This is a genomic window from Mycobacterium sp. SMC-8 (assembly GCF_025263565.1).
Lineage (GTDB): Bacteria > Actinomycetota > Actinomycetes > Mycobacteriales > Mycobacteriaceae > Mycobacterium.
On record NZ_CP079865.1, the window covers coordinates 3,273,651 to 3,295,958 of the forward strand.

Genomic DNA, 22,308 nt, shown 5'->3' on the forward strand with positions numbered 1-22,308 from the left:
GTCAGCTGACCACCGCGGGCATCGTGTCCCAGCCTCGCACGGTGGAGGTTCGTGACCGGGTGGCGCCTGACATGTCGATCTCCCACTCGGGCCAGCGCTTGAGTACCTCTTCGAGGGCTACCCGCCCCTCAAGGCGTGCCAGCGGCGATCCCACGCAGAAGTGTGCCCCGCGTCCAAAGGTCAGGTGTCCGCCCGGCTTTCGGTGGATGTCGAACCTGTCCGGGTCGTCGAAGTGGCGTTCGTCGCGGTTCGCCGAAGCCAGCATCAGCAGCAGGGGCTTTCCTGCAGGCACGGTTTGTCCCTGGAAGGTCACGTCGTCGGTGGCGATGTAGCGGGCGACGTGGGGGCCGGGAGGTTCGTACCGAAGAAGTTCCTCGATGGCTGTGGGAATCAGTTTGTGATCTTCGGCGAGTTCCTTGCGTTGATCGGGGTGCTCGGCGAGCACTTTGCCCATCCAGCCGAAAAGACGACCCGTCGTCTCGACACCCGCGCCGGCGACGACGGCGAGGAATACGACCAGTTCCTGCTTGGTGAGCTTGCGGGTTGTTCCCGTCTCGTCCTCGAACTCGACGTTGAGCAACTCGGTGATCAGATCATCGGAGGGGTTCTTCTCGCGCCACTCGACGTACTCGCCGAACATGTCGCCACGGAAGTAGTTGTCTTTTTTGATCCTCATGGGCTTGCCCGCTTCATTGCGCAGCACCTCGTTGGCGTGCTCGCGCACCGCCGGCTGTTCGGCGTCCGGGATTCCGGCGAGCATCCCGATGGTGCGCATGGGCAGTTCGGCGCCGAGGTCTTCGACGAAGTCGAAACGGTCGCCACCCACGAGCGGATCCAGGCAGGCCACGCAGAACGCGCGGATCTTGTCCTCGATCGCGCGCATCTTCTTGGGGGTGAAAGCGCGGGAGACGATGGCCCGATGGATCGTGTGCAGGGGTGGATCCTCGTTGATGAAGATGCCAGGAGGCATCACCGGATCGGTCATGACGACTTCGAGAATGTCGCCCTTGGCCGAACTGAGGCGGGTGGTGTCTTTGAGGGCTGCGTCGACATCCGCGTAGCGGCTCACACCCCAGAAGTCATGCTTCTCGTTGTAGTACACCGGGCGCTCGTCGCGCAGTCGCTTGTAGGTCGGGTAGGGATCCAGGTCGATGTCGAAGTCCCAAGGGTCGTAATACAGCTCGCTCAACGTCGGCTCCTCGTCAGCGGTAAGGAATCGCGCGCTGCGCGATTGCTGTACGACTGTATAGGAAATTGCCGGCCACGGGCAACCATTCGATCTTGCTTCGACACGCGGGTCTTGTGCTATACGATCGTACAAACCTTTGCGAGGCGTTGACATGCCCGCCGGGACAATCTGAGGAGCGATATGAGCAGTCGGTTCGAGGTCGGAGGCAAGGTTGCCGTCATCACCGGCGGAGGAACGGGGATCGGACGGGGTGCGGCGCTGGTTCTGGCGCAGCACGGCGCCGACGTGGTGCTGGCCGGCCGGCGTTCCGAGCCGCTTGAGCAGACCGCCGATGAGGTGATTGCGATGGGAAATCGTGCGCTGCCGGTGTCCACCGACGTCACGACGGCCTCGGCGTGCCAGGCGCTCATCGACACGACCCTTGCCGAGTTCGGGCGGGTGGACATCCTGGTCAACAATGCCGGCGGCGCCGAGACGAAACCGATCAAAGCGTGGACCGAAGACGAGTTCGAGCGTGTGCTGACGCTCAACTTCAAGGCCGTCTGGCACCTGTCGCGGGCCGCTGCCGTCCCGATGCTTGAGCAGGGCAAGGGCTCGATCGTCAACATCTCGTCCGGGGCGAGCCTGCTCGCCATGCCTCAGGCAGCCCCGTATGGCGCTGCGAAGGCTGCGGTGAACAACCTGACCGGGTCGATGGCGGCCGCGTGGTCGCGCAAAGGAGTCCGAGTCAACACCATTGCCTGCGGCGCCGTCCGCGCGGCAACGCTGATGGACGAGGCTGAGAAGCTCGGCCTCGATGAACGGACCCTGTCCATGTCGAACGGAGTGGGTCGGCTCGGAGAGCCTGACGAGATCGGCTACGGGGTGCTCTTTTTCGCGTCCGATGCATCGAGCTTCTGCTCGGGGCAGACGCTCTACATGCACGGAGCACCGGGTCCCGCAGGCGTCTGACCATCTTGCTTACGGTCTGTCGACGCTATACATTCGTACAGCGTGGTGATGACTGCCACAACCGAGGGAGGCGTGTGAGTTGAGCCGTACAGCAGTGGTGACCGGGGGCGGATCCGGGCTGGGCCGGGCGATCAGCATCAAGCTGGCGGAGGACGGACATCGCGTCGCGGTGATGGATGTCAACGCTGAGGGAGCCGAGAAAGTCGCCGCCGAAATCACCGCGGGCAGCGGCAAGGCGCTTGCCGTCGGTGTCGACGTGTCGGATGAGGTGGCGGTAGAGAGCGGGTTCGGCACTGCGCGAGATGCTTTCGGACCCATCGAGATCCTGGTGACAAGTGCCGCGATCGCCGGCTTCACGCGCTTCGACCAGATCACACTCGACGAATGGAACCGCTACCTGGCGGTGAACCTGACCGGAACCTTTTTGTGCGTTCGCTCTGCGCTGTCCGACATGGTGGCGGCGCAATGGGGTCGTATCGTCACGATCTCGTCGGCTGCCGGTCAGCAGGGCGCTCCCCGCCAGGGCCACTACTCAGCCACCAAGGGTGGCGTTATTGCGATGACCAAGACGATCGCCCTGGATTACGCGCGCAAGGGCATCACCGCGAACACGGTGCCGCCGTTCGTCATCGATTCACCCCTGCTCCGTCGGCAGCAGCAGGAGGGGAAGCTGCTGCCGACGGAGCACCTGGTGCAGGCCATTCCGGCCAGGCGACTCGGTGTGGGTGAGGACGTGGCCGCCGTGTGTTCGTTCCTGTGCTCGGACGGCGCAGGCTACGTGAACGGTCAGGTGATCGGAGTCAACGGCGGCGCGGTCGTCTGATCGAAACGGTCACCACCACAGAACTTTCCGAAAATGGAACTCAGGAGGAGAAGTGCGCGTACGGGTCGATCCCACGCGATGCCAGGGCCACACACTATGCGCCATGATCGCGCCAGAGTCCTTCGAACTCGACGACGTCGACGGTCATGCACATGCCGTCGCCGAAGAGGTGCCCGAGGAGTACCGCGACCAGGTACGCGAAGCGGCCACCTCGTGCCCGGAGCAGGCAATAGAAATCATGATCGACCAGGTGGTCGCCGGACGAGCAGCCCACGGCCGCGGACGGGTGCAGTGACATGAGCGCGATTCACGAAAACCACACCGATCCTCTCGCGCTCCCACGCTACGACTTCGATCGGCACGCCGCGGACTACCGCGACAGCTTCCTGGACATCACCCACGAAATGCACCAGAAATGTCCGATTGCGTGGACCGACACCTATGAAGGGCATTGGGTCGCCGCGGGCAGCAGCGAGGTTTTCGAACTGGCCCGGTGTCCGCACGTCTCCAACGACCACGACGTCAACAACCAACGACGTGGCTACAAGGGCATTTCCATCCCCCGGATGGTGGACAACGAGGGGTTCCGGGGCGGAATGCTGGAGATGGACGATCCCGAACACCGTTACTACCGAACGGCATTGAACCCCTACTTGTCGCCGGCAGCGGTCAAGCGGTGGGAGCCGTTCGTCAACGAGATCGTGCGCGCATGCCTCGACGACCACATCGAGACCGGCCGGATCGACTTCGTCGACGACCTGGCGAACGTCGTACCCGCCGTGTTGACGCTGGCGATGCTGGGCGTGGACCTGGAGAAGTGGACGATCTACAACGAGCCCGCGCACGCCTCGGTGTACACCCCGCCCGACTCTCCCGATGCCGCCCGGGTCCGCGAGCTGTACGTCGCGATGGGCATGGACCTGTTCAGCAACCTCGTCGAGATCCGAGAGCAACCGCGTCCCGGGATCATCGACGCTCTGGCCAAGCTGCGCATTGACGGCGAAGCACCGCCCGACATCGAGCTGATCGGCATGCTGAACCTGTTGATCGGCGGCGGTTTCGACACCACCACCGCGCTGACTGCGCATGCCCTGGAATGGTTGGCAGAACATCCCGAAGAACGGACTCGGCTGAGCGCCGAGCGTGCCACCCTGCTCAACCCGGCCACCGAGGAATTCCTGCGCTTCTTCACCCCCGCGCCGGGCGATGCCCGCACGATCGCCGAGGACATGGAGCTTGACGGGATACCTCTGAAGGAGGGGCAACGGCTCTGGTTGTCGTGGGCCATGGCGAACCGCGATCCGGCGGTGTTCGGACAGCCTGATGAAGTCGTTCTCGATCGAAAAGGCAATCGCCACTTCAGCTTCGGGCTGGGAGTGCACCGGTGCATCGGATCCAACGTGGCGCGAACCGTGTTCAAGTCGATTCTTACCGCTGTGCTCGATCGGATGCCTGACTATCGCTGCGTTCCCGAAGGAACCGTGCATTACGACAGCATCGGTGTCATCCAGGGGATGCGCCACCTACCTGCCACGTTCACCCCGGGAGAGCGACTCGGTCCTGGTGTGGACGAGACGGTCAAGAAGCTGCAGGTCATCTGTCAGGAGCAGGGGCTGGCGCGGCCGATCACCGAACTGAAGGAGTCGGCGAAGATCGCCGACTGAATGCGAGAGGATTGCGGTGCACAAGGACGACATGATTCTGATCTCGGTCGACGATCACATCATCGAGCCGCCGAACATGTTCAGGAATCACCTCCCGGAGAAGTACCGCAACGAGGCGCCGAGGCTCGTACACAATCCGGATGGTTCTGACACTTGGCAATTCCGTGACATCGTCATCCCGAACGTCGCGCTCAACGCGGTGGCCGGCAGGCCGAAGGAAGAGTACGGACTCGAACCTCAAGGCCTCGACGAGATTCGCAAGGGTTGCTATGACGCCGCCGAACGCGTGAAGGACATGAACGCCGGCGGAGTCCTCGCGACGATGAACTTCCCGTCGTTCCCAGGGTTCGCCGCTCGGTTGTTCGCCACCGAAGATGCCGACTTCTCGCTCGCGTTGGTCCAGGCCTACAACGACTGGCACATCGACGAATGGTGCGGCAGCCATCCCGGCCGCTTCATCCCCATGGCGATCCCGGCGATCTGGGATCCGGTGCTGTGCGCGCAGGAGGTTCGTCGGGTGGCGGAGAAGGGCGTGCATTCGTTGACCTTCACCGAAAACCCGTCCACGCTCGGCTACCCGTCGTTCCATGACCTGGAGTACTGGAAGCCCCTGTGGGAGGCGCTGTGTGACACCGAAACGGTGATGAACGTCCACATCGGGTCGTCGGGCAGGCTGGCCATCACGGCGCCGGACGCCCCGATGGACGTGATGATCACCTTGCAGCCGATGAACATCGTGCAGGCCGCCGCCGACCTGCTGTGGTCGGCGCCGATCAAGGCCTATCCCACGCTGAAGATCGCGTTATCCGAGGGCGGCACCGGATGGATCCCGTATTTCCTGGACCGGGTCGACCGCACCTATGACATGCACTCCACGTGGACACACCAGGATTTCGGAGGCAAGCTGCCCTCGGAGGTCTTCCGCGAGCACTTCATGACGTGTTTCATCTCGGACCCAATCGGGGTCAAGAACCGCCACGAGATCGGCGTCGACAACATCTGCTGGGAAATGGATTACCCACACAGCGATTCGATGTGGCCCGGTGCCCCCGAAGAACTTTCGGCCGTGTTCGACACCTATGACGTCCCGGACGACGAGATCAACAAAATCACCCACGAGAACGCCATGCGGCTCTATCACTTCGAGCCGTTCACCCACATTCGGAGGGAGCAGGCCACCGTCGGCGCCTTGCGCAAAGCTGCAGAGGGTCACGATGTGTCGGTCCGAGCGCTCAGCAACCGCGAGAAGACCGAGACGAGTTTCGCCGATTTCGCGGCGAGTGCCAAAGCGGTGTCGGGAGCTCAGGACTGAACATGACAGACAACAGACCGGTGGCCGTCGTCACCGGAGCAAGCCGGGGCGCGGGACTTGGCATCGCCCACGCGCTGGGCAGCCATGGCTGCATCGTCTACGTCACCGGGCGGACGGAGTCGGCGGAGCAATCCAGCCGTTCCGGCACGATCGGTGAAGCCGCCGATCTGGTGACCTCTGCCGGGGGAACCGGTATCGCCGTGCGGGTCGACCACAGCGATGACGAACAAGTCAGGGAACTCTTCGCCCGAATCAAGCAGGAGCAGGGGCGCGTCGACATCCTGGTCAACAACGCCGCGATCATCCGGGACGAGATGATGGGCCGCACCAGGTTCTGGGAAGAACCCCTGAACGTGATCGACACTCTCGACGTGGGACTGCGCAGCAGCTATGTCGCGACGGTGTTCGCCGCGCCGTTGATGATTCCGAACGGCAAGGGCCTGGTGGCTTTTTCGTCGTCCTCTGGATCGGTGCATTACGCCTTCGGCCCGGCCTACGGTGTACCCAAGGCGGGCACCGACAAAATGGCTGCCGACATGGCCTTCGACTTCCGTGAGTTCGGTGTTGCCGCGGTGTCGATCTGGATGGGGTCGCTGCTCACCGACCGTGTCCGAGGAATCATCGCGGGCAACCCGGCCAAGTTCGGGCACATCCTCGACAGCGCCGAAACCCCGGAATTGACCGGGCACGTCATCTGGGCGCTCTACCAGGATCCTGAGCTGATGGAACTCAGCGGCCAGACGTTGATCGGCGCAGAACTCGCCGTCAAATACGGCATCGAAGACGAAGGCGGCCGCCGCCCACCGTCCTACCGCGACATGTTCGACGTGCACCCGCCGCGTCAGTACGCGCACACGATGCGCTGACATGCGGATCGGATTGACTGGCGGTGCAACAACGGTCGACAAGATCGTGGTACAGGCCCAACAGGCAGAGGCTGACGGGTTCAGCGCGCTGTGGTACGCCAGCGCCGTCGCCGGCGATCCGTTGGTGGCCATGGCCATCGCCGGCCGGGCGACGTCGTCTATTGAGCTCGGAACCGCTGTGCTGCAGACCTATCCGTGTCATCCGCTATTACAGGCCAATCGCGTCGCCGCGGCGTCCAACGCCATGGGGCGGCCAGGACTGACGCTGGGCATCGGTGCTTCACACGAATCGGTGGTCCGTGGGGTTCTCGGTCTACCCTACGACCACCCCGTTGCGAACACGGAGGAGTACCTGCGAATCGTCACCGCACTCCTGCGCGGTGAAGATGTCGACCTCGACGGCAAACACTGGTCGGTGCATACCCACGGGCGTGCGGTCACCGTTGATCATTCTGTCCCCGTGCTCGTGGCTGCGCTGGGACCACGCATGGTCCACGTCGCCGGGACGCACACTGACGGTGTCGTACTGTGGATGGCCTCGGCGAAAGCGATCGAGAAACGCATCGGGTCAACCCTTTTCGCCGCCGCCGCCGCAGCTGGTCGTCCTTCGCCGCGCATCGTCGCGGGGTTGCCCGTCGCTGTTCATCCGGATCTCAGCGAGGCCCGTGAAGCCGTGGCGGCCACGGCGGGCGGCTACGAGAACGAAGCCAATTATCGCCGAATCATCGATGAGGGGGGAGGTTCCTCGGCTGCCGATCTCGCCATCGTCGGTGACGAGGAGGAGGTGCGCGCGGGTTTGCAACGCCTCGTCGATGTCGGAGTCACCGACGTGTGGGCGCAGCCGGTCGCAGTCGGGGCCGACCGCGACGACCGACGCGTTTCGCTGCAGCGCACCCGTGCGCTTCTTTCCCAGCTGACTCGCGAGTGAGGCGTCATGCAGCTCGAATTCGATTCAGAGGTCGAGAAGTTCCGTGCCGCGTTCGTTGATTTCCTGACGGCGCACCTACCCGCTGAGGCGGTTGCGCTGGAGCGCCCTCGCTCCAGCGCCCACGTTCCGGAGTGGGCGCGGAATTGGCAGCGCACTCTCTTCGACCATGGCTGGTTGCATCCCGGCTACCCGCCGGAGTTCGGCGGGCGCAATGCGACAGTCGTCGAGCAGTACGTCTACTTCGAGGACCTCTCGCGCAGGCGCCTTTATCAGACGTTCAACCCCCAGGGCGTCGGCATCATCGCTGCCTCGCTCATCCACTTCGGAACCCCCGAACAGCAACAACAATGGGCTGTTCCGATCCTGCGCGCGGAAATCGTTGCCGCGCTGGGTATGAGCGAACCGGGAGCCGGCTCGGACCTCGCTTCGCTGCGGACCCGCGCTGTCCGCGAGGGGAACTCATTCATCGTGGACGGGCAGAAGGTGTGGACGTCCGGCGCGCACGATGCCAATGTGCTGTTCACTCTGGTGCGCACTGATCCACAGGCTCCGAAGCACAAGGGCATCAGCGTCCTGATGATCCCGACCGACCTCGAGGGTGTCGTGCGCCGACCGTTCGCCTCCGCCTGCGGGCTCGACGACGTCGACTTCAACGAGGTCTTCTTCACCGGCGTGCGGGTGCCCGCCGAGAATCTCGTCGGTGAGATCAACCAGGGTTGGCAGATCGCGAACGGCTCGCTAGGCCACGAGCGAACTCTGTTGTGGCTCAGCTACGCCGACAGGCTTCGGGAGTTCCTCGACGACTGGCGCCCGGCATCGCAAGTCGACCGCGATGCCTACGCCAAACTGGTCATGGACGACTGGGCCCTGCGGCTGCTGGGCTCCGCGGAGTTGTCACGCGCAACGCGGGGCGACAACGATCCGTCGGCGATGTCGGTGCTCAAACTGCTGGGTTCTGAGGCAATTCAAGCCGCCGCCGAGGCGGCGCTGACCACCGCGGGCGTGTCAGGCTTGTGCGACCCGGAACTGACCAGCCCGTTCTCGCCTTTCCATCTGGAGAGCTACACCAGCAGCTGGTTCACCCGGTATCTGCGCAGTTTCGGGGCCACCATCGCGGGCGGAACCTCCGAGATCCAGCGCAACATCATCGCCCAACGCGTCTTGGGATTGCCGCGGTCATGACACCCGTACAGCCCTGTGCACCAACACGGGGTTGAAGCGTGGCTCCGCACAGCCTGGCCGATGGCGGTCTGCCTTCAGTTCGTTCGACGTCAGGTGATGGACCAGAACTCGAGCAGGGTTCGCACCGTTGCGACCAGGGCCATGGGCTGATCGAGCATGGGATGGTGTCCGGCGTGCGCTATCTCGACGAAGGGGCCTCGGAGTTCGAGGAATGCGCGGATGCGATCTGCCATGTCCGCGGGTACCGAGCCGTGCTCGCAGCGCAGATAGGCCATCCGGCAGGCCATCCGTTCCATGATGTGCTCCAGCGTCGACTCGTCGGTCGGCGCCACGGTCAGCGCCCCGCCGGTGAAGATCGTCGAATCGAACTTCCAGCGCCAGCCGTCGATGTCCCTTCGAACTGATTCGCCGGCGATGTGAGACGCGATGTACGGCAGTACAACCTGCTGGCTGGGTACCAGGCGGAAACGGCCGACAATCTCCTCGCGGCTGCCATAGGGGCGGCCGACCGGCTTGAGGCTGCGGAGCAACCGCTCCTCGGGTGAATCCTCGCGAAGTGGCGAGTCGACAATGACGATGCCATTGAGACTGTTCCCGAACAGCGTTGCGGCGGTGGCCGCCACCCAGCCGCCCATGCTGTGGCCTACGAGGGTCGGCCTCGCCGAGGGATCGGCGTCATTGGCCACCGCCAGCGCCTCGCGCGCCCATAATGCAAGCGTGTAGGTCGGCCGGCGGTCGCTGTCGCCGTGTCCGCTCAGGTCGGGGGCGATGACGTAGTGAGTGGCCGCGAAGTAGGGCGCCATGTGGTCCCACCAACCCGAGTGCGCCCCACCGCCGTGCAGGAGGACGAGCGGAGGATTTCGTCGATCGCCCCACGCGCGCAGATGAACACGGGAATTGTCCACCGTCACGTGGCGGTGCTCAGGTCGTTGTTCGAGGGAGCTGGAGAACCAGGCGGGTATCGCAGCGTCCCCGAGCGGTTCCCCCGTGACCGGGCCCGAATGGGTGGGTGATGACTTACGGCGCAGCGAGACCATTCTGTGACCCTTACACGTCGGGGCGGCGGCCGATAGTTCAATGTGTTTTCCCAACTGCTGTACGAGTGTACAGTGCGGCTATGGCCACGAAGGTGCGCGTGCTCGACCCCGGGCAGATCGTCGAGGCGGCCATCGCCGTCGCGGGACTCGACGACTTCGGTGATGATGACTGGCAGGAGGGTTCGGCCGCCTCGTTGACTCGCTCAACGAGGAGGCCGCGCTCAATGAGGTCGGACGCTCGGCAGCTGTCCGCGAGCTCAAGTACCTGCTGGCCGCCCGACTCCGGGGTGGTGGCCCATCGCAGCGCGCACCCCGATGTTGCGACGGGTGAGGTTGTCCCACCCGTGGTGATTGTTGGTCAAGCTCGTACCGGGACGAGCATTCTGCACGACTTGATGGCGTAGGATCCCGCCGCGCGGGTGCCGCTGACCTGGGAGGTGGAACGGCCATGCCCGCCCCCGGAGACCGCCACCTACGACAGTGACCCCCGCATTGCGGCCGTCGATGCGCGCCTCGCTGCGGTCGGCAAAGCGATGCCTGATCTGTTCGGCATGCATCCGATGGGCGCGCAGTTGGGCCAGGAGTGCGTGTGCATCACCACGTCGGCGTTTCGCAGCATCGTCTTCGCCACCCAGTATCGGATCCCGTCGTAAGCCACATGGGTCTTCGACGAAGCCGATCATCGCCCGGCGTATCAATGGCATCGAATATTCCTGCAGCATTTACAGTCTCGGCACCCCGCGTCGAGGTGGGTGCTCAAGTCACCGGGACATATCTGGACGCTTGATGAGCTCATCTCGGAGTACCGCGATGCGCAGTTGGTGCAGACGCATCGCGACCCGCTACGCATCATCGCCTCGGTCACCTCGATGTACGCCACGCTGCGGGCAACCACCAGCGACGAGGTCGATCCCACTGCCATTGCCGCTGAATGGGCCGAGCGCATCATCGACGGTCTCGATCGCTCGGTGACAGCCCGCATGGACGGCGCCGTCGCCGCCGACCGCGTCGTCGACCTGAATTTCCGCGATTTCATGAGCGATCAACTCGGCGCGGTGCAGCGCATCTACGAGCAGTTCGACATGCCCTTTACCGATGACGTTCGCACCCGGACGGCAGCTTTCCTGGACGCTCATCCTCAGGACAAACACGGCGGACACCGGTACACCTTTGCGGCGACAGGGCTCGACGAGGGGGAGTGGCGGGAGCGCGCACGGCGGTACCAAGAATTCTTCGACGTGCCTTCCGAGAAGCTGGACTAGGCCATGACTGACCAAATGCTGAGCGGCCGAGTGCTTTTCGTTGCAGGTACGGGTGCGCAGATCGGCGCGGCGACGGCACTCATCGCTGCCCGCGAAGGTGCCCGCGTCGCCGTCGGGGCCCGTCGGGTAGAAAACGCCGAAGACATCGCGTCTGCCATCCGCGACTCCGGGGGTGAAGCGCTTGCCCTGCGCTGCGACGTGACCAGTGACGACGAGGTGGACGCCGCCCTCGACGCCACGCGATCCGCGTTCGGCGCGATCGACACGGTGTTCTTCAACGCGGCCTATTACGACAACCGCCAGGCGTCCATCGACGTCGATGACGACGACTGGGACACCTCGATGGAGGTCAATTTCAATTCCGCGGTGCGTGTCGCTCGGCGGACCGTGCCGGGCATGGTCGAAAATGGCTGTGGCTCGTTCGTGTTCACATCCTCGGCGGCCTCTGTCGTAGCCGGGGATACGCGGTTCGGCTATCAGGTCTCCAAGGCGGGGCTGAACGCCGTCACTCGATTTGTGGCAGGCAAGTACGGTCGGCAAGGCATCCGCGCCAACGCTGTCCTGCCGTTCGTGCTCGAAGGTAACGCCGGCGCTGCGGCGGCGTCGCTGAATTGCCTCGGTCGTTCGCCTACCGCCGAGGAGATCGGCGAAGCGGTCGTCTTCCTGCTCTCGGATCGTGCCGCGGTGATCACCGGTCAGCTGATTCACCTCGACGGCGGCCTGTTCGTGCGGGCGCCCTGGCCTACTCCGGCATCGAAACCCCGTCAGTGACCGTCGATCTCAGTGGTGGCCTTGATCCCACCCGTGAACTCTTCTTCGTCGATTCGCCCGGCCCCGACATTCGCGACTCGGCAAGTTTCTGGGCCTACGACGATGATGGTGTAGGCCGCGGTCGGACGGCGGGGGTTCCTATAACGAGGGGTACGTCTTCACCGGCGATGTGGGACTTGTCCCGGCGCGTGTAGTCCGCGCACCGTGGTTGTCGGCGCCTCCACGCATCGGTGACGACGTGTCCTTGGTTCTCGAATCGGCTTTGGGCACCGTGGAAGTCGAAGGTATGACTACCACTTCCGTGCTCAACCTCGGAGATCCGAAGTCAGAACACGCACTCGCCGCGTTGCATCAGGCCGGCGTCCGCTACCGGTGGGATGGGGAAGTCGCCTCTGATGCGCTCGAACGTTCGACGCCGCCGCGTGAGATTCCCGGCCTCGCCGACCTGCTCTTCTGATCCTGCCCAGGCGGTGTGATCTGCGACATCGATTGACCGGGCCGATTTCCGATAATCGAGGACAGTCTGCTCTACAGTCGTACAGCGAATTGGTAAATCCTTAGGTAGGGGCCGGTATGTCCAAACGCTTGATCTTCACGCTGCTGCTGATGGATTCCATCGGCCACAACTTTCACGGGATCTGGCGTCACCCTCGCGCGCGCAACCGGGAATTCAAAGGCTTCGATCTGTGGGTGGAGTTGGCGAAGAAGGCCGAACAGGCCAAGGTGGACGCCTTCTTCTTCACCGACGTCATGGGTGTGCAGGGTGAGTACAACGGCTCCCGCGACGTCGTCTTCGAGCAAGCGATGAATGTGCCGATCGGGGATTGCACGATGGTGATCCCGGCGATGGCGCACCAGACCAACGACCTCGGCTTTCTATACACGAGTTCTGTCATCCAACATCACCCATTCGTCTTCGCGCGCGCCGCGTCGACGCTCGATCATCTGAGCAACGGCCGCATCGGCTGGAACATCGTCACCTCGGCCAACGAGAAGGCCTTCCGCAACCTCGGGCTCCCTACCAGTCCCTCTCACGAGGAGCGCTATGCCTGGGCAGCCGAATATGTCGACGTCACCTACAAGTTGTGGGAAGCGTCGTGGGACGTCGGTGCGATCGTCAACGATCGGGTCGCGGGTGTCTACGCAGATCCAACCAAGGTGCACGACATCAACCACGAGGGCAAGCGCTACAGCGTCGAGGGGTTCAACCTGATGGAGCCCTCGCCGCAGCGAACGCCGGTACTCGCCCAGGCCGGAGGATCGCCGGCCGGGCTGGACTTCGCCAGCAGCCACGCTGAGCTGATGTTCTTGTCGGCCATGACCTTGGAAACCATTGCGCAGCAGATTGATACGGTCCGCGGTTTGGCCCGCGAGCGTGGCCGCCGCGACGGCGACATTCTGTTCCTCCAGGGCATGATGTTCATCATCGGATCAACCGACGAAGAGGCCTACCGCAAGTGGGGTGAGTTGGAAGAATTTCGCAGCCAGGAGGCGCAGACCGCCTACTTCGCCAGTCTCAGCGGCATGGATCTCGGCAAGTACGACCCAGCAACACCGCTGGAGGACATCCTCGACGAAATCCCCGGTATCCGTGGGGCTTTCCTGTCGTTGATCAACGCTTGGCCCGCCGGCTCGAAGCCGACGATCAAGGACTTCCTGTCATCGTTGTCCTTACCGCAGATGGTGGTCGGTTCGCCGGAGACCATTGCGGGGCGGCTGCTCGAGTATCAAGGTGCGGGGGTGGACGGCGTCCAGGTGATGAACGCACTGATGCCGGAGAGCTACGACGACTTCTTCGAACACCTCGTCCCTGTGTTGCAGGACAAGGGCATCATGCAGAAGGAGTACGCGCCAGGAACTCTGCGGGAGAAGCTCTTTGGAGTGTCAACCGCCGATATCAGCGAGCGCCATCCCGCGTTCGGATACCGGGGGATGTTCGCCGATCAGTGACCGCAGCGATTAAGCCTTGCGCGCGGTGGTGCGGGGCCGCGATGCCGGCTTGCGCTCTTTCGGTACCTGTCTGTGCGGCTCGACCTCGTCGAGATAGCCCTCGAAAGCGTCGGTGACCTCCGCATGCGCGGACCGGACTCCGATTCCCTTCTCCAAGTTCAGAAACTTTGGCAAGCCCGACATGAGCAGCTGCAGTGCGGGGAGGGACAGATCCCAGATCGGACGTGCATCTTCACCGTATTTGGCGACGAGCGCGTCGAGTTGAATCTTGCGTACCCCTTCGGTCACTGCGGCGATCTCGTTCCGAATGGACTTGCGGTGGTTGCCCAAGGCCATGAACTCGGTGATGAACGCTCCGGTGGCCTCTTCCCACGACGACTCCCACACGGCGCGCAGCGGATCATCGGGACGCTTCTCCAACGCCGCGGTCAGATACGTCAGGTAGCGCTCGGAGTAGCGCCTGATCGCACCGATGAAGATGTCGTCAAGGCTCGGGAAGTAGTACTGCACCAGGCTTGGAGTGACGCCGGCCTTGGCTGCGAGCGCGCGGTAGGTGACGCTGGCGTAGCCCTCCTCGAGCATCAGCGTCTCGACGCTGTCCAACAGCGTGTCCCGAGTCTTGGACGTCTCGGCGCCGACGCGCCGCGAAGATGTCGCCATGGTCTCCCCATCGGTTAGGTCAACAGTATTCTGACATCATCAACCGTGCTGTACATTCGTATAGTGGTTTCCGATGCGACAGGCAGGACGACGATGACCGCCGACACTCGAATGGACGAACTGGAAAAAGACGTCCGCTATCTGATGGACCGCACCGAGATTCTCGACTGCATCGCCCGCCACGCCCGCGGCTGCGACCGTCACGACGTCGATCTCATCACCTCGGCGTATCACGACGACGGTGTCGATGAGCACGGCCACGCCGTGAATCACGGCCCGGACTACGGGAAGTGGGCGAACCAGACGCACGCCGAAACCTCGCGCGTGCACACGCACAACATCACTACGCACACCTGCGAGATCGACGGGGACACCGCACACGCCGAGAGCTACGCCATCGTGGTGCTCATTGGCCCTGACACCAAGAGCGCGCAGTTCATCACCGGCCGCTACATCGACCGACTGGAGCGGCGCGATGGGCAGTGGCGCATCGCCGTTCGCCGTTCCACGGTCGAAGGGATGTTCATCGCCGACGCACGGGTGCTGCAGTCTTCGTTCTTCACAGAGAAGGGCTACCAGCTCGGTACGCGCGACCGTTCCGATCTGTCCTACGAGCGGCCGCTCAAAGTCGACACCCCTGCACCGGCGCGGTGGTGAACGAAGCGATGACAATCACCACAGACGCGGGAGTTCTGGCCGGCGAGCAGCGCATGCTCATCGACGGCGAACTCACCGGGAGCCAGGGCGGTCTCTTCGACGTCGAACACCCGGCCAGTCAGGAAGTGGCCGGACAGGTCTCCGACGGAACCGAAGCCGACATGGCGCGTGCCGTGGGTGCCGCGCGGCGCGCCTTCGATACCACCGATTGGTCGCGCGACGTCGCGTTCCGTCACCACTGTCTGATGCAGCTCCACGACGCTCTTGAACGCGACAAAGAGCGGCTGCGCCGCGTGCTCATCACTGAGGTTGGTTGCCCGACCTCGGTAACCGGCAGTCAGATCGAGGAGCCGATCGCCGAGGTTAAATACTGGGCCGACCACGGCCGCGACTTCGATTACGTCGTCGACACCGGAATACATGACACACATCTGGGCCCGGCGCGGCGCAAGCTGTTCCATGAGGCCGTCGGGGTTGTCGGTGCGATCACGCCGTGGAACGTGCCGTTCTACCTCAACATCGCCGAGACCATTCCGGCGCTGATGGCGGGCAACACCGTCGTCCTCAAGCCTGCGCAGCTGACGCCATGGTCAGGTACCGAGTTGGGCCGAATCATCGCTGAGCACACCGACATTCCGGACGGAGTGTTCAACGTCGTCACCTCCAACGCCAACGAGGTGGGTGCGGCGCTATCGGCCGATCCGCGGGTCGACATGATCACATTCACCGGGTCCACAGCCACCGGCAGGGCAATCCTGGCTGCGGGCGCCGCAACGGTGAAGAAGACGCTGCTGGAGTTGGGTGGCAAGTCTGCCCACATCGTGCTCGACGACGCGGATTTCAACTCGGCCCTACCGCTCGCTGCGATGATGGCGTGCGTCATGTCCGGTCAGAGTTGCATCCTTCCGAGCCGGATCCTGTTGCCGCGCAGCCGTTACGACGAAGGCGTGGAGATTCTTGCCGCCAGCATGGCGAACTTTCCGGTCGGCGATCCGTGGACACCAGGAATCATGCAGGGACCTCAGATCAGCGCGGCACAGCGGGATAAGGTCTTCGGTCTCATCCGGTCGGGATTGGATTCTGGTGCTCGCCTCGTCACTGGCGGAGGCGTGCCCGAGAACCTGCCCGTCGGGTACTACACCCAACCGACGCTGCTCGCGGACGTCGACCCTGATTCCCAGGTCGCACAGGAGGAGATCTTCGGTCCCGTGCTCACAGTGACGCCGTACGAGACCGACGAGGAGGCTGTGCAGATCGCCAACAACACGATCTACGGGCTCTCGGGCGAGGTGTCCTCCGGAGACGTCGACCGGGCGCTCGCTGTGGCGGCGCGTGTCCGCACGGGCAACGTCACCATCAACGGCAAGAGCCACTTCGGGGTCACGAGCCCGTTCGGCGGGACGAAGCAGAGCGGCCTGGGCTACCGCAACGGCGAGCACGGCTTCCTCGAATATTTGTCGGTCAAGACGATCGGCCTGCCCGAGTAGCCGGCCGTGGCGGACCCGATATTTGGGAACAAATTTGGGAACAATACTCTGCGAAACGGGCCCAAACGGGTGCAATCCGGCGGAACCCGCTGGATCGTGCACCCCCACTGAGCAGCATAAATGGGAAATGGCGGATACCCCGAAACTCCAGATTTCTGTCTCATAACCCAGAGGTCGCAGGTTCGAATCCTGTCCCCGCTACTAGGTAGAACGGCCCTCGGAGTGAACCATCCCGCGTTTGATGCGCACCTCCTTCCTTGGGAAGGTGCATGTCATGCCGAGCAAGTACGACCCGGAGACCCGAGCGAAGGCGGTCCGTCTGGTGCGCGAGCACCGGGAGGACTATCCGAGCGAGTGGGCGGCGATTACCGCGGTGTCCAAACGGTTGGGGATGAACGCCGAGACGCTGCGTAATTGGATTCGCCAGCAACAGGTCGATGACGGTGATCGAGACGGGGTCTCTTCGGAGGCGGCTGCGGAGATCCGGGCGTTGAAACGGCGTAACGCCGAGCTGGAGCAGACTATCGAAATCCTCAAGGCGGCAACGTCTTTCTTCGTGCGGGAGAGCGACCCGCGCAGCCGCCGCTGACCGCTACGGTCTGCGAGTTCATCGCCGCCCACCGGGACCGTTTCGGGGTCGCTCCGATCTGCCGCGTGCTCACCGAGCACGCCGTGCCGATCGCCCCGCGGACATTTCATGCCTGGGCGGTGCGGGCGCCCTCGAAACGGGCCCTGTGGGACGCCACGATCACCGAGATCCTAGCCGGCTACTACGAGCCTGATGAGCACGGACGCCGCAGGCCCGAGTCGCTGTACGGGTCGCTGAAGATGTGGGCCCATCTGCAGCGTCAGGGCATCCCGGTGGCCAAGTCCACCGTGGAACGCCTGATGCGCAAGAACGGCTGGCAAGGCGTGCGCCGCCAGAAGAGGGTCCGCACCACGATCCCCGACCCGGAGGCGGTGCGACCGCCGGACCTGGTGGACCGCCAGTTCGGGGTGGCCGCACCCAACGTGCTGCTCGTGGCCGACTTCACCTACGTCAAGCTCGTCACCGGCGTGTTCGTCTACGTCGCGTTCGTCATCGACGCCTACGCCGGGTCGATCGTGGGCTGGGAAGCCTCGACGTCCAAGCACACCCGCTTCGTCGAATCCGCGCTGCGTCAGGCCGCTGCACTGCGTGCCCGCCAAGGCCATCCCGTCGACGGCGCAATCCATCACAGCGACGCCGGCTCGCAGTACACGAGTGTGAGATTCGGTGAGACACTGAGCCTTTCGGGAATTCGCCCGTCCGTGGGCAGTGTTGGGGATGCCTTCGACAACGCGCTGGCTGAGACGACCATCGGCCTGTACAAGAACGAATGTGTCCGGGCGGATTCCCCGTTTCGCCGCGGCCCACTGAACACCGTGGGCGACGTCGAATACATCACCGCCGACTACGTCGCCTGGTACAACCAGCAGCGCCTGATGCACCGCCTCGGACGCATTCCGCCGGCCGAAGCCGAAGCCCGCTACTATTCCCAACTCGTGACCGGTAGACCGGCCGGATCACAGAAACCTGAGGGTGCATGAAACCCGGGACGGTTCAGAGGACACTCCGGGGGCCGTTTTCATGGCCGTTGTGAACGGATTTGTGAACGTGGACGGTTTGTGGCGACGGCCGGCATTCATAATCCGCCCCCGCAGGACGGGTGAGGTTAATGCCAAAGGCGCGCAATGCGCACGGCCGTCGCGCCCGCCGTTCGGCGCAGGTGCTCTGTGATTACGAGAGCGAGCAGGTGCGGGCGTAGCGCGCCCTCGCTCTCGGCTTACCCGGAGTTGCAGTCTCGCGGTTAGGGTCGGGGATGGGCAGCGCGTCCGTGATCTTGAGTTGCAGCGCAAGCGCCAGGCCGCGTCACGGGCGGCGCGTCGCAGGCGCGGTCATTGGAACAAAGTAGCGGGCAGGCGACTTGGTGACTACCAGATTTCGCACCGGCAGATGCCGAGAGGCGATATAGGTCAGTCGCGACGTGACTTGCCGGCAGCGTTCAAATACTCACCGCGATGGGTTTGGCCGCAACGGGGTGGCTGGTCGGAGGTGCAGTGTTCGCAGTCGTAGATCACTTCGTATCCCTCTAGGAACCGCGGGGCGTTCGGGGACGAACACGCCAGGAGGTACTGGGGTTCGTCGTGGCGAGAGATCATCTTCTCGCCGCACTCTGTGCACCGCCACGTCTCGTTGTAGACCTGATGGTGTTCGCATGGTGTCGCATCACTCATGGCCGGTGACGGTAGCGGCAAGCACCGACATAGTGTTGCGAGCCCGAACTCGGGAGTCGCCGGACGGTGAAGTGGTGGCGCGAACGAACGTCCGCGGCGCGTCTGGGGCACAAAACGGTCGAGGCGGCTCTGCGCTATCAGCACAGCCAAGACGGTAGGGACGTTATCGTTGCTGCGAACCTGAGCGCGAATGCGCTGGCCGAACTGGTAGCTGCGGCGGAGAAGGGTCGACCGGAACCTGCTTGAAGGGGGTCGATACTTCCGCTCGCGTAGCGGATCCTAGGCCTTGGGCGAGGAATCGGGCCAACCCTGTTCATCGATCTTTTTGATTACCGACTGAAGGCCGCTGAGGAACAACCCAGCCTGTTGGGCACGTTCGCGGTAGTCGCTGACACCCTTGTGGCCAAAAGCCTCGTTGTCCGACTGCAGAGTTCGGTCTACCTTGTCCTTATCCCAGTGCAGGTAACTGATGAGCCAGCCTTGCGCCATGTCCATACTGGCCGGGGGTCTCGTACCGAAGCCGTTATGAACGTGTGTGAAGTCAGTCAGCGGACTTTCGGGCGTCGATAGTGCTGATACCAGTGATGCGTTCGAGTCGTCATCGAACCACGGCAGGCCAAACTCCAGTCTGCGAGAGCGTACGTAGACATTCACAACAGACCAAGTCGAAAGCACGCGTGACCACAACTTTTGCAGCTCATCGATATTGCCGTGTCGTCTGCCAGGAGGATGGGACCAGTGTGAGCTGATTTTGCCAGGGTGATGGGACCACCTGGATTGCCAGTTATGGGACCACCGGCGCGTCGCGTCGGTGGTCCCTTCATCTGTTCGTTTGATCGCCGTGACGGTCGAAGTCACGGAGGCGGCGGGCATGGCTTTTCGGGAGGTCAGTGTGAACGAGATCAGGGAAGTGCTGCGGGTGTGGCTGGGGGTCGCCGGGCTACCGGCACCGGGCTACCGCACGATCGCCGCGCATTGCGGCGTGGACCGCAAAACTGTGCGCCGCTACGTCGAGGCTGCGCAAGCGGCTGGTCTGCACCGCAGCGACGGCGTTGAGGCCGTCGATGACGGGTTGATCGGGGCTGTCGCCGACGCGGTGCGCCCGGTACGCCCGGATGGCCACGGCGCAGCGTGGGAACAGCTGCTGGGGTTCGAGGACCAGATCACCGCGTGGGTGGCCGGCGAGGGTGAGCAGCGTCCGTTGACGATCACCAAGATCGAGACCCTGCTGGCCCGTCAGGGGTGCGTGGTGCCGTATCGCACGTTGAACCGATTCGCCGGTGAGCGTTGCGGTTTCGGCCGCAAGGACACCACGGTGCGGGTCGCCGACGGGGATCCCGGGGTGGAATGCCAGATCGATTTCGGCTACCTCGGGATGCTCACCGACGCCGATGGTGGGCGGCGCCGCAAGGTGCACGCGCTGATCTTCACCGCCGTCTACTCCCGGCACATGTTCGTGTGGCTGACCTACTCGCAGACCCTGGTGGCGGTGATCGCCGGATGTCAGGCGGCGTGGGAGTTCTTCGGAGGGGTGTTCGCGGTGCTGATCCCGGACAACCTCAAGCCGGTGATCGCCGCCGCTGATGCGGTCAATCCCCGATTCACCCAGGGGTGGCTCGACTACGCCGGTCATGTCGGGTTCCTCACCGACCCGGCTCGGGTGCGCTCCCCAAAGGACAAACCGCGAGTGGAGCGTGCGGTGCAGTACGTGCGCCGAAACTTCTGGGACGGTGAAACATTCGCCAGTATTGAGCAGGCGCAGCAGGCTGTCACCGTGTGGTGTCTTCGTACTGCCGGGACCCGCATCCACGGCACCACCTGCGCACGGCCGGTGGAGGTGTTCACCACCGAGGAGCAACCGCTGCTGCTGGCGGTGCCGGGGGCCTACGACGTGCCGGTGTTCAAAGCGGTCAAGGTGCACCGCGACTTCCACGCCGAGGTCGCCAAAGCCCTCTACTCGCTTCCTGAGCAGTGGATCGGGCACACCCTCGACGTGCGTGCTGACGGTGAGCTGGTGAAGTTCTATCACCGCGGTGTGCTGGTCAAAGTCCATCCTCGTCAGCCTGCGGGAGGCCGCAGTACCGACCGCGCTGATCTACCCGAACACAAAGTCGGTTACGCGCTGCGGGACTTAACGACGCTGATCGCCACCTGCGCCGCCTATGGCCCGAACGTCGGGATCTACGCCGAACGCATCCTCGACGATCCGCTGCCGTGGACGCGGATGCGCACCGTCTACCGACTCCAGGGCCTGGTGCGCCGTTACGGCGCGCAGCGTGTCGAGCAGGCATGTTCGGTGGCACTGGATCTCGACGTCGTCTCGGTCAACAAGATCGCCTCGATGCTCGAGCGCGCCACCGAGAACACGATCCCGGCACTGCCGCTGGCCGTCGGCCAAACCGCTACCCGGTTCTCGCGCGATCCATCCGAATTCGGCACCACCTCAACATCATTGACCGTCATCGCCAATGCCGACTCCGAGGAGACCTGCTGATATGACCACTACCAACCGCGTGGCCGCAGACCCGGTCGGCGCCGACCTGCTCCGACTGCTCAAAGCGCTCAAGCTCGGCGCCCTGGCCGACACCCTGCCCGAACGGGCCGCACTGGCCCGCCAGCACAAACTCAGCCACATCGGATTCCTCGAAACACTTCTTGCCGACGAAGTATCCCGACGCGAATCCCGATCAGCCGCCCTGCGGGCGGCCAAAGCCGGACTCGACCCGACGATGCGCTTCGACTCCTGGACCGCACAACAGGACCTGCGCTACGACCGTACCCTGCTCGGCGACCTGACCTCGCTACGATTCCTCGACGCCGGACAGTCCGCAATCATCCTCGGGCCCGTGGGCGTAGGCAAAACACATCTGGCAACAGCACTGGGGCACTTGGCCATTCGTCGCCGCCACACCGTCCTGTTCGCCCGATCCGACAAACTGTTCACCCGGCTACGCGCCGCCCGACTCGACCACACCGTCGACGCCGAGATCCGCCGACTGGCGGCCGTCGACGTCCTCATCATCGACGACTTCGCGCTGCGACCCCTCGACGCCACCGAAACCAGCGACTTCTACGAAATCGTCGTCGAACGCCACCAAACCAAGACCACCATCGTGACATCAAACCGGGAACCCGCCGAATGGCTGACCATGACCGCCGACACCCTGCTCGCCCAATCAGCCATCGACCGACTCACCGCTGCGGCCCACACCCTGGTCATCGAAGGACCGTCCTACCGCCAACGCACCCGACCCGGTCAGCTTGACCCAGAGGGACCCGACGAGCATCCTCGATAACGCGCCACGGTGGTCCC

Annotated in this window: 23 protein-coding genes; 19 read left to right on the forward strand and 4 right to left on the reverse strand. The window is 63.8% G+C overall.

Going from position 1 to position 22,308, the window contains the following annotated elements; genetic code table 11:
- Position 1: 1 nt before the first annotated feature.
- Complete coding sequence (locus KXD97_RS15870; RefSeq protein WP_260757785.1) at positions 2–1,189, reverse strand: cytochrome P450; 1,188 nt, start codon at positions 1,187–1,189, stop codon at positions 2–4.
- A gap of 180 nt (positions 1,190–1,369) precedes the next feature.
- On the opposite strand from KXD97_RS15870, the gene KXD97_RS15875 reads away from it, so the two are divergent.
- The 8 genes from KXD97_RS15875 to KXD97_RS15910 all read left to right on the forward strand — a co-directional run bounded on the left by KXD97_RS15875 (position 1,370) and on the right by KXD97_RS15910 (position 8,915).
- The gene (locus KXD97_RS15875; protein ID WP_260757786.1) at positions 1,370–2,140 is read left to right on the forward strand and encodes an SDR family NAD(P)-dependent oxidoreductase; all 771 of its coding nucleotides are present in this window, start codon (positions 1,370–1,372) and stop codon (positions 2,138–2,140) included.
- A 79-nt stretch (positions 2,141–2,219) separates the two neighbouring features.
- Complete coding sequence (locus KXD97_RS15880; protein WP_260757787.1) at positions 2,220–2,963, forward strand: SDR family NAD(P)-dependent oxidoreductase; 744 nt, start codon at positions 2,220–2,222, stop codon at positions 2,961–2,963.
- Between the two features lie 52 nt (positions 2,964–3,015).
- Positions 3,016–3,258: a ferredoxin gene (locus KXD97_RS15885; protein ID WP_260757788.1), complete on the forward strand. Its 243-nt coding sequence runs from the start codon at positions 3,016–3,018 to the stop codon at positions 3,256–3,258.
- 1 nt (position 3,259) lies between these two features.
- Positions 3,260–4,627 (forward strand): cytochrome P450, encoded by a 1,368-nt coding sequence (locus KXD97_RS15890; protein ID WP_260757789.1) that lies wholly within the window; start codon positions 3,260–3,262, stop codon positions 4,625–4,627.
- Between the two features lie 16 nt (positions 4,628–4,643).
- Positions 4,644–5,939: an amidohydrolase family protein gene (locus KXD97_RS15895; protein ID WP_260757790.1), complete on the forward strand. Its 1,296-nt coding sequence runs from the start codon at positions 4,644–4,646 to the stop codon at positions 5,937–5,939.
- Between the two features lie 2 nt (positions 5,940–5,941).
- Entirely contained in the window at positions 5,942–6,805 is an 864-nt protein-coding gene (locus KXD97_RS15900) for an SDR family NAD(P)-dependent oxidoreductase (RefSeq protein WP_260757791.1), read from the forward strand.
- 1 nt (position 6,806) lies between these two features.
- Positions 6,807–7,733 carry a TIGR03564 family F420-dependent LLM class oxidoreductase gene (locus KXD97_RS15905; protein ID WP_260757792.1) on the forward strand — a complete coding sequence of 309 codons (927 nt, stop codon included), beginning with the start codon at positions 6,807–6,809 and terminating at the stop codon, positions 7,731–7,733.
- A 6-nt stretch (positions 7,734–7,739) separates the two neighbouring features.
- Positions 7,740–8,915 carry an acyl-CoA dehydrogenase family protein gene (locus KXD97_RS15910; protein ID WP_260757793.1) on the forward strand — a complete coding sequence of 392 codons (1,176 nt, stop codon included), beginning with the start codon at positions 7,740–7,742 and terminating at the stop codon, positions 8,913–8,915.
- 89 nt (positions 8,916–9,004) lie between these two features.
- Here KXD97_RS15910 and KXD97_RS15915 read toward each other — a convergent pair whose 3' ends face one another.
- Complete coding sequence (locus tag KXD97_RS15915; RefSeq protein WP_396885322.1) at positions 9,005–9,826, reverse strand: alpha/beta fold hydrolase; 822 nt, start codon at positions 9,824–9,826, stop codon at positions 9,005–9,007.
- Positions 9,827–10,032: 206 nt separating this feature from the next.
- On the opposite strand from KXD97_RS15915, the gene KXD97_RS15920 reads away from it, so the two are divergent.
- The 6 genes from KXD97_RS15920 to KXD97_RS15945 all read left to right on the forward strand — a co-directional run bounded on the left by KXD97_RS15920 (position 10,033) and on the right by KXD97_RS15945 (position 13,935).
- Positions 10,033–10,356, forward strand: coding sequence for a hypothetical protein (locus KXD97_RS15920; RefSeq protein ID WP_260757795.1), 324 nt, complete (start codon positions 10,033–10,035; stop codon positions 10,354–10,356).
- A gap of 15 nt (positions 10,357–10,371) precedes the next feature.
- A complete protein-coding gene (locus KXD97_RS15925) occupies positions 10,372–10,605 on the forward strand; it encodes a hypothetical protein (RefSeq protein WP_260757796.1) in 234 nt (77 codons plus the stop codon).
- Between the two features lie 54 nt (positions 10,606–10,659).
- On the forward strand, positions 10,660–11,214 hold the full coding sequence (locus KXD97_RS15930) for a sulfotransferase family protein (RefSeq protein ID WP_396885434.1): 555 nt from the start codon (positions 10,660–10,662) through the stop codon (positions 11,212–11,214).
- Positions 11,215–11,217: 3 nt separating this feature from the next.
- Positions 11,218–11,985: an SDR family NAD(P)-dependent oxidoreductase gene (locus tag KXD97_RS15935; RefSeq protein WP_260757798.1), complete on the forward strand. Its 768-nt coding sequence runs from the start codon at positions 11,218–11,220 to the stop codon at positions 11,983–11,985.
- A 286-nt stretch (positions 11,986–12,271) separates the two neighbouring features.
- Positions 12,272–12,442 carry a hypothetical protein gene (locus KXD97_RS33305; RefSeq protein ID WP_260757799.1) on the forward strand — a complete coding sequence of 57 codons (171 nt, stop codon included), beginning with the start codon at positions 12,272–12,274 and terminating at the stop codon, positions 12,440–12,442.
- Between the two features lie 128 nt (positions 12,443–12,570).
- On the forward strand, positions 12,571–13,935 hold the full coding sequence (locus tag KXD97_RS15945; RefSeq protein WP_260757800.1) for an LLM class flavin-dependent oxidoreductase: 1,365 nt from the start codon (positions 12,571–12,573) through the stop codon (positions 13,933–13,935).
- A 9-nt stretch (positions 13,936–13,944) separates the two neighbouring features.
- On the opposite strand, the gene KXD97_RS15950 is transcribed toward KXD97_RS15945, so the two are convergent.
- Complete coding sequence (locus KXD97_RS15950; protein ID WP_260757801.1) at positions 13,945–14,595, reverse strand: TetR/AcrR family transcriptional regulator; 651 nt, start codon at positions 14,593–14,595, stop codon at positions 13,945–13,947.
- A gap of 93 nt (positions 14,596–14,688) precedes the next feature.
- Between KXD97_RS15950 and KXD97_RS15955 the strand changes: the two genes are divergently transcribed.
- The 3 genes from KXD97_RS15955 (at position 14,689) to KXD97_RS15965 (ending at position 18,308) form a co-directional block, all read left to right on the forward strand.
- Entirely contained in the window at positions 14,689–15,252 is a 564-nt protein-coding gene (locus tag KXD97_RS15955) for a nuclear transport factor 2 family protein (protein WP_260757802.1), read from the forward strand.
- Positions 15,253–15,260: 8 nt separating this feature from the next.
- A complete protein-coding gene (locus KXD97_RS15960) occupies positions 15,261–16,739 on the forward strand; it encodes an aldehyde dehydrogenase family protein (protein WP_260757803.1) in 1,479 nt (492 codons plus the stop codon).
- A gap of 274 nt (positions 16,740–17,013) precedes the next feature.
- A protein-coding gene (locus KXD97_RS15965) for an IS3-like element ISMysp3 family transposase (protein WP_260757804.1) occupies positions 17,014–18,308 on the forward strand; the annotation gives its coding sequence in 2 pieces (ribosomal slippage) (positions 17,014–17,287 and positions 17,287–18,308; 1,296 coding nt in all).
- Between the two features lie 966 nt (positions 18,309–19,274).
- On the opposite strand, the gene KXD97_RS15970 is transcribed toward KXD97_RS15965, so the two are convergent.
- On the reverse strand, positions 19,275–19,484 hold the full coding sequence (locus KXD97_RS15970; protein WP_260757805.1) for a hypothetical protein: 210 nt from the start codon (positions 19,482–19,484) through the stop codon (positions 19,275–19,277).
- 382 nt (positions 19,485–19,866) lie between these two features.
- Between KXD97_RS15970 and istA the strand changes: the two genes are divergently transcribed.
- Together istA and istB are read left to right on the forward strand one after the other, a co-directional pair.
- Positions 19,867–21,489 carry an IS21 family transposase gene (istA, locus tag KXD97_RS15975; RefSeq protein ID WP_260753010.1) on the forward strand — a complete coding sequence of 541 codons (1,623 nt, stop codon included), beginning with the start codon at positions 19,867–19,869 and terminating at the stop codon, positions 21,487–21,489.
- A 1-nt stretch (position 21,490) separates the two neighbouring features.
- Complete coding sequence (gene istB, locus KXD97_RS15980) at positions 21,491–22,291, forward strand: IS21-like element helper ATPase IstB (protein WP_070351813.1); 801 nt, start codon at positions 21,491–21,493, stop codon at positions 22,289–22,291.
- Positions 22,292–22,308: the final 17 nt, after the last annotated feature.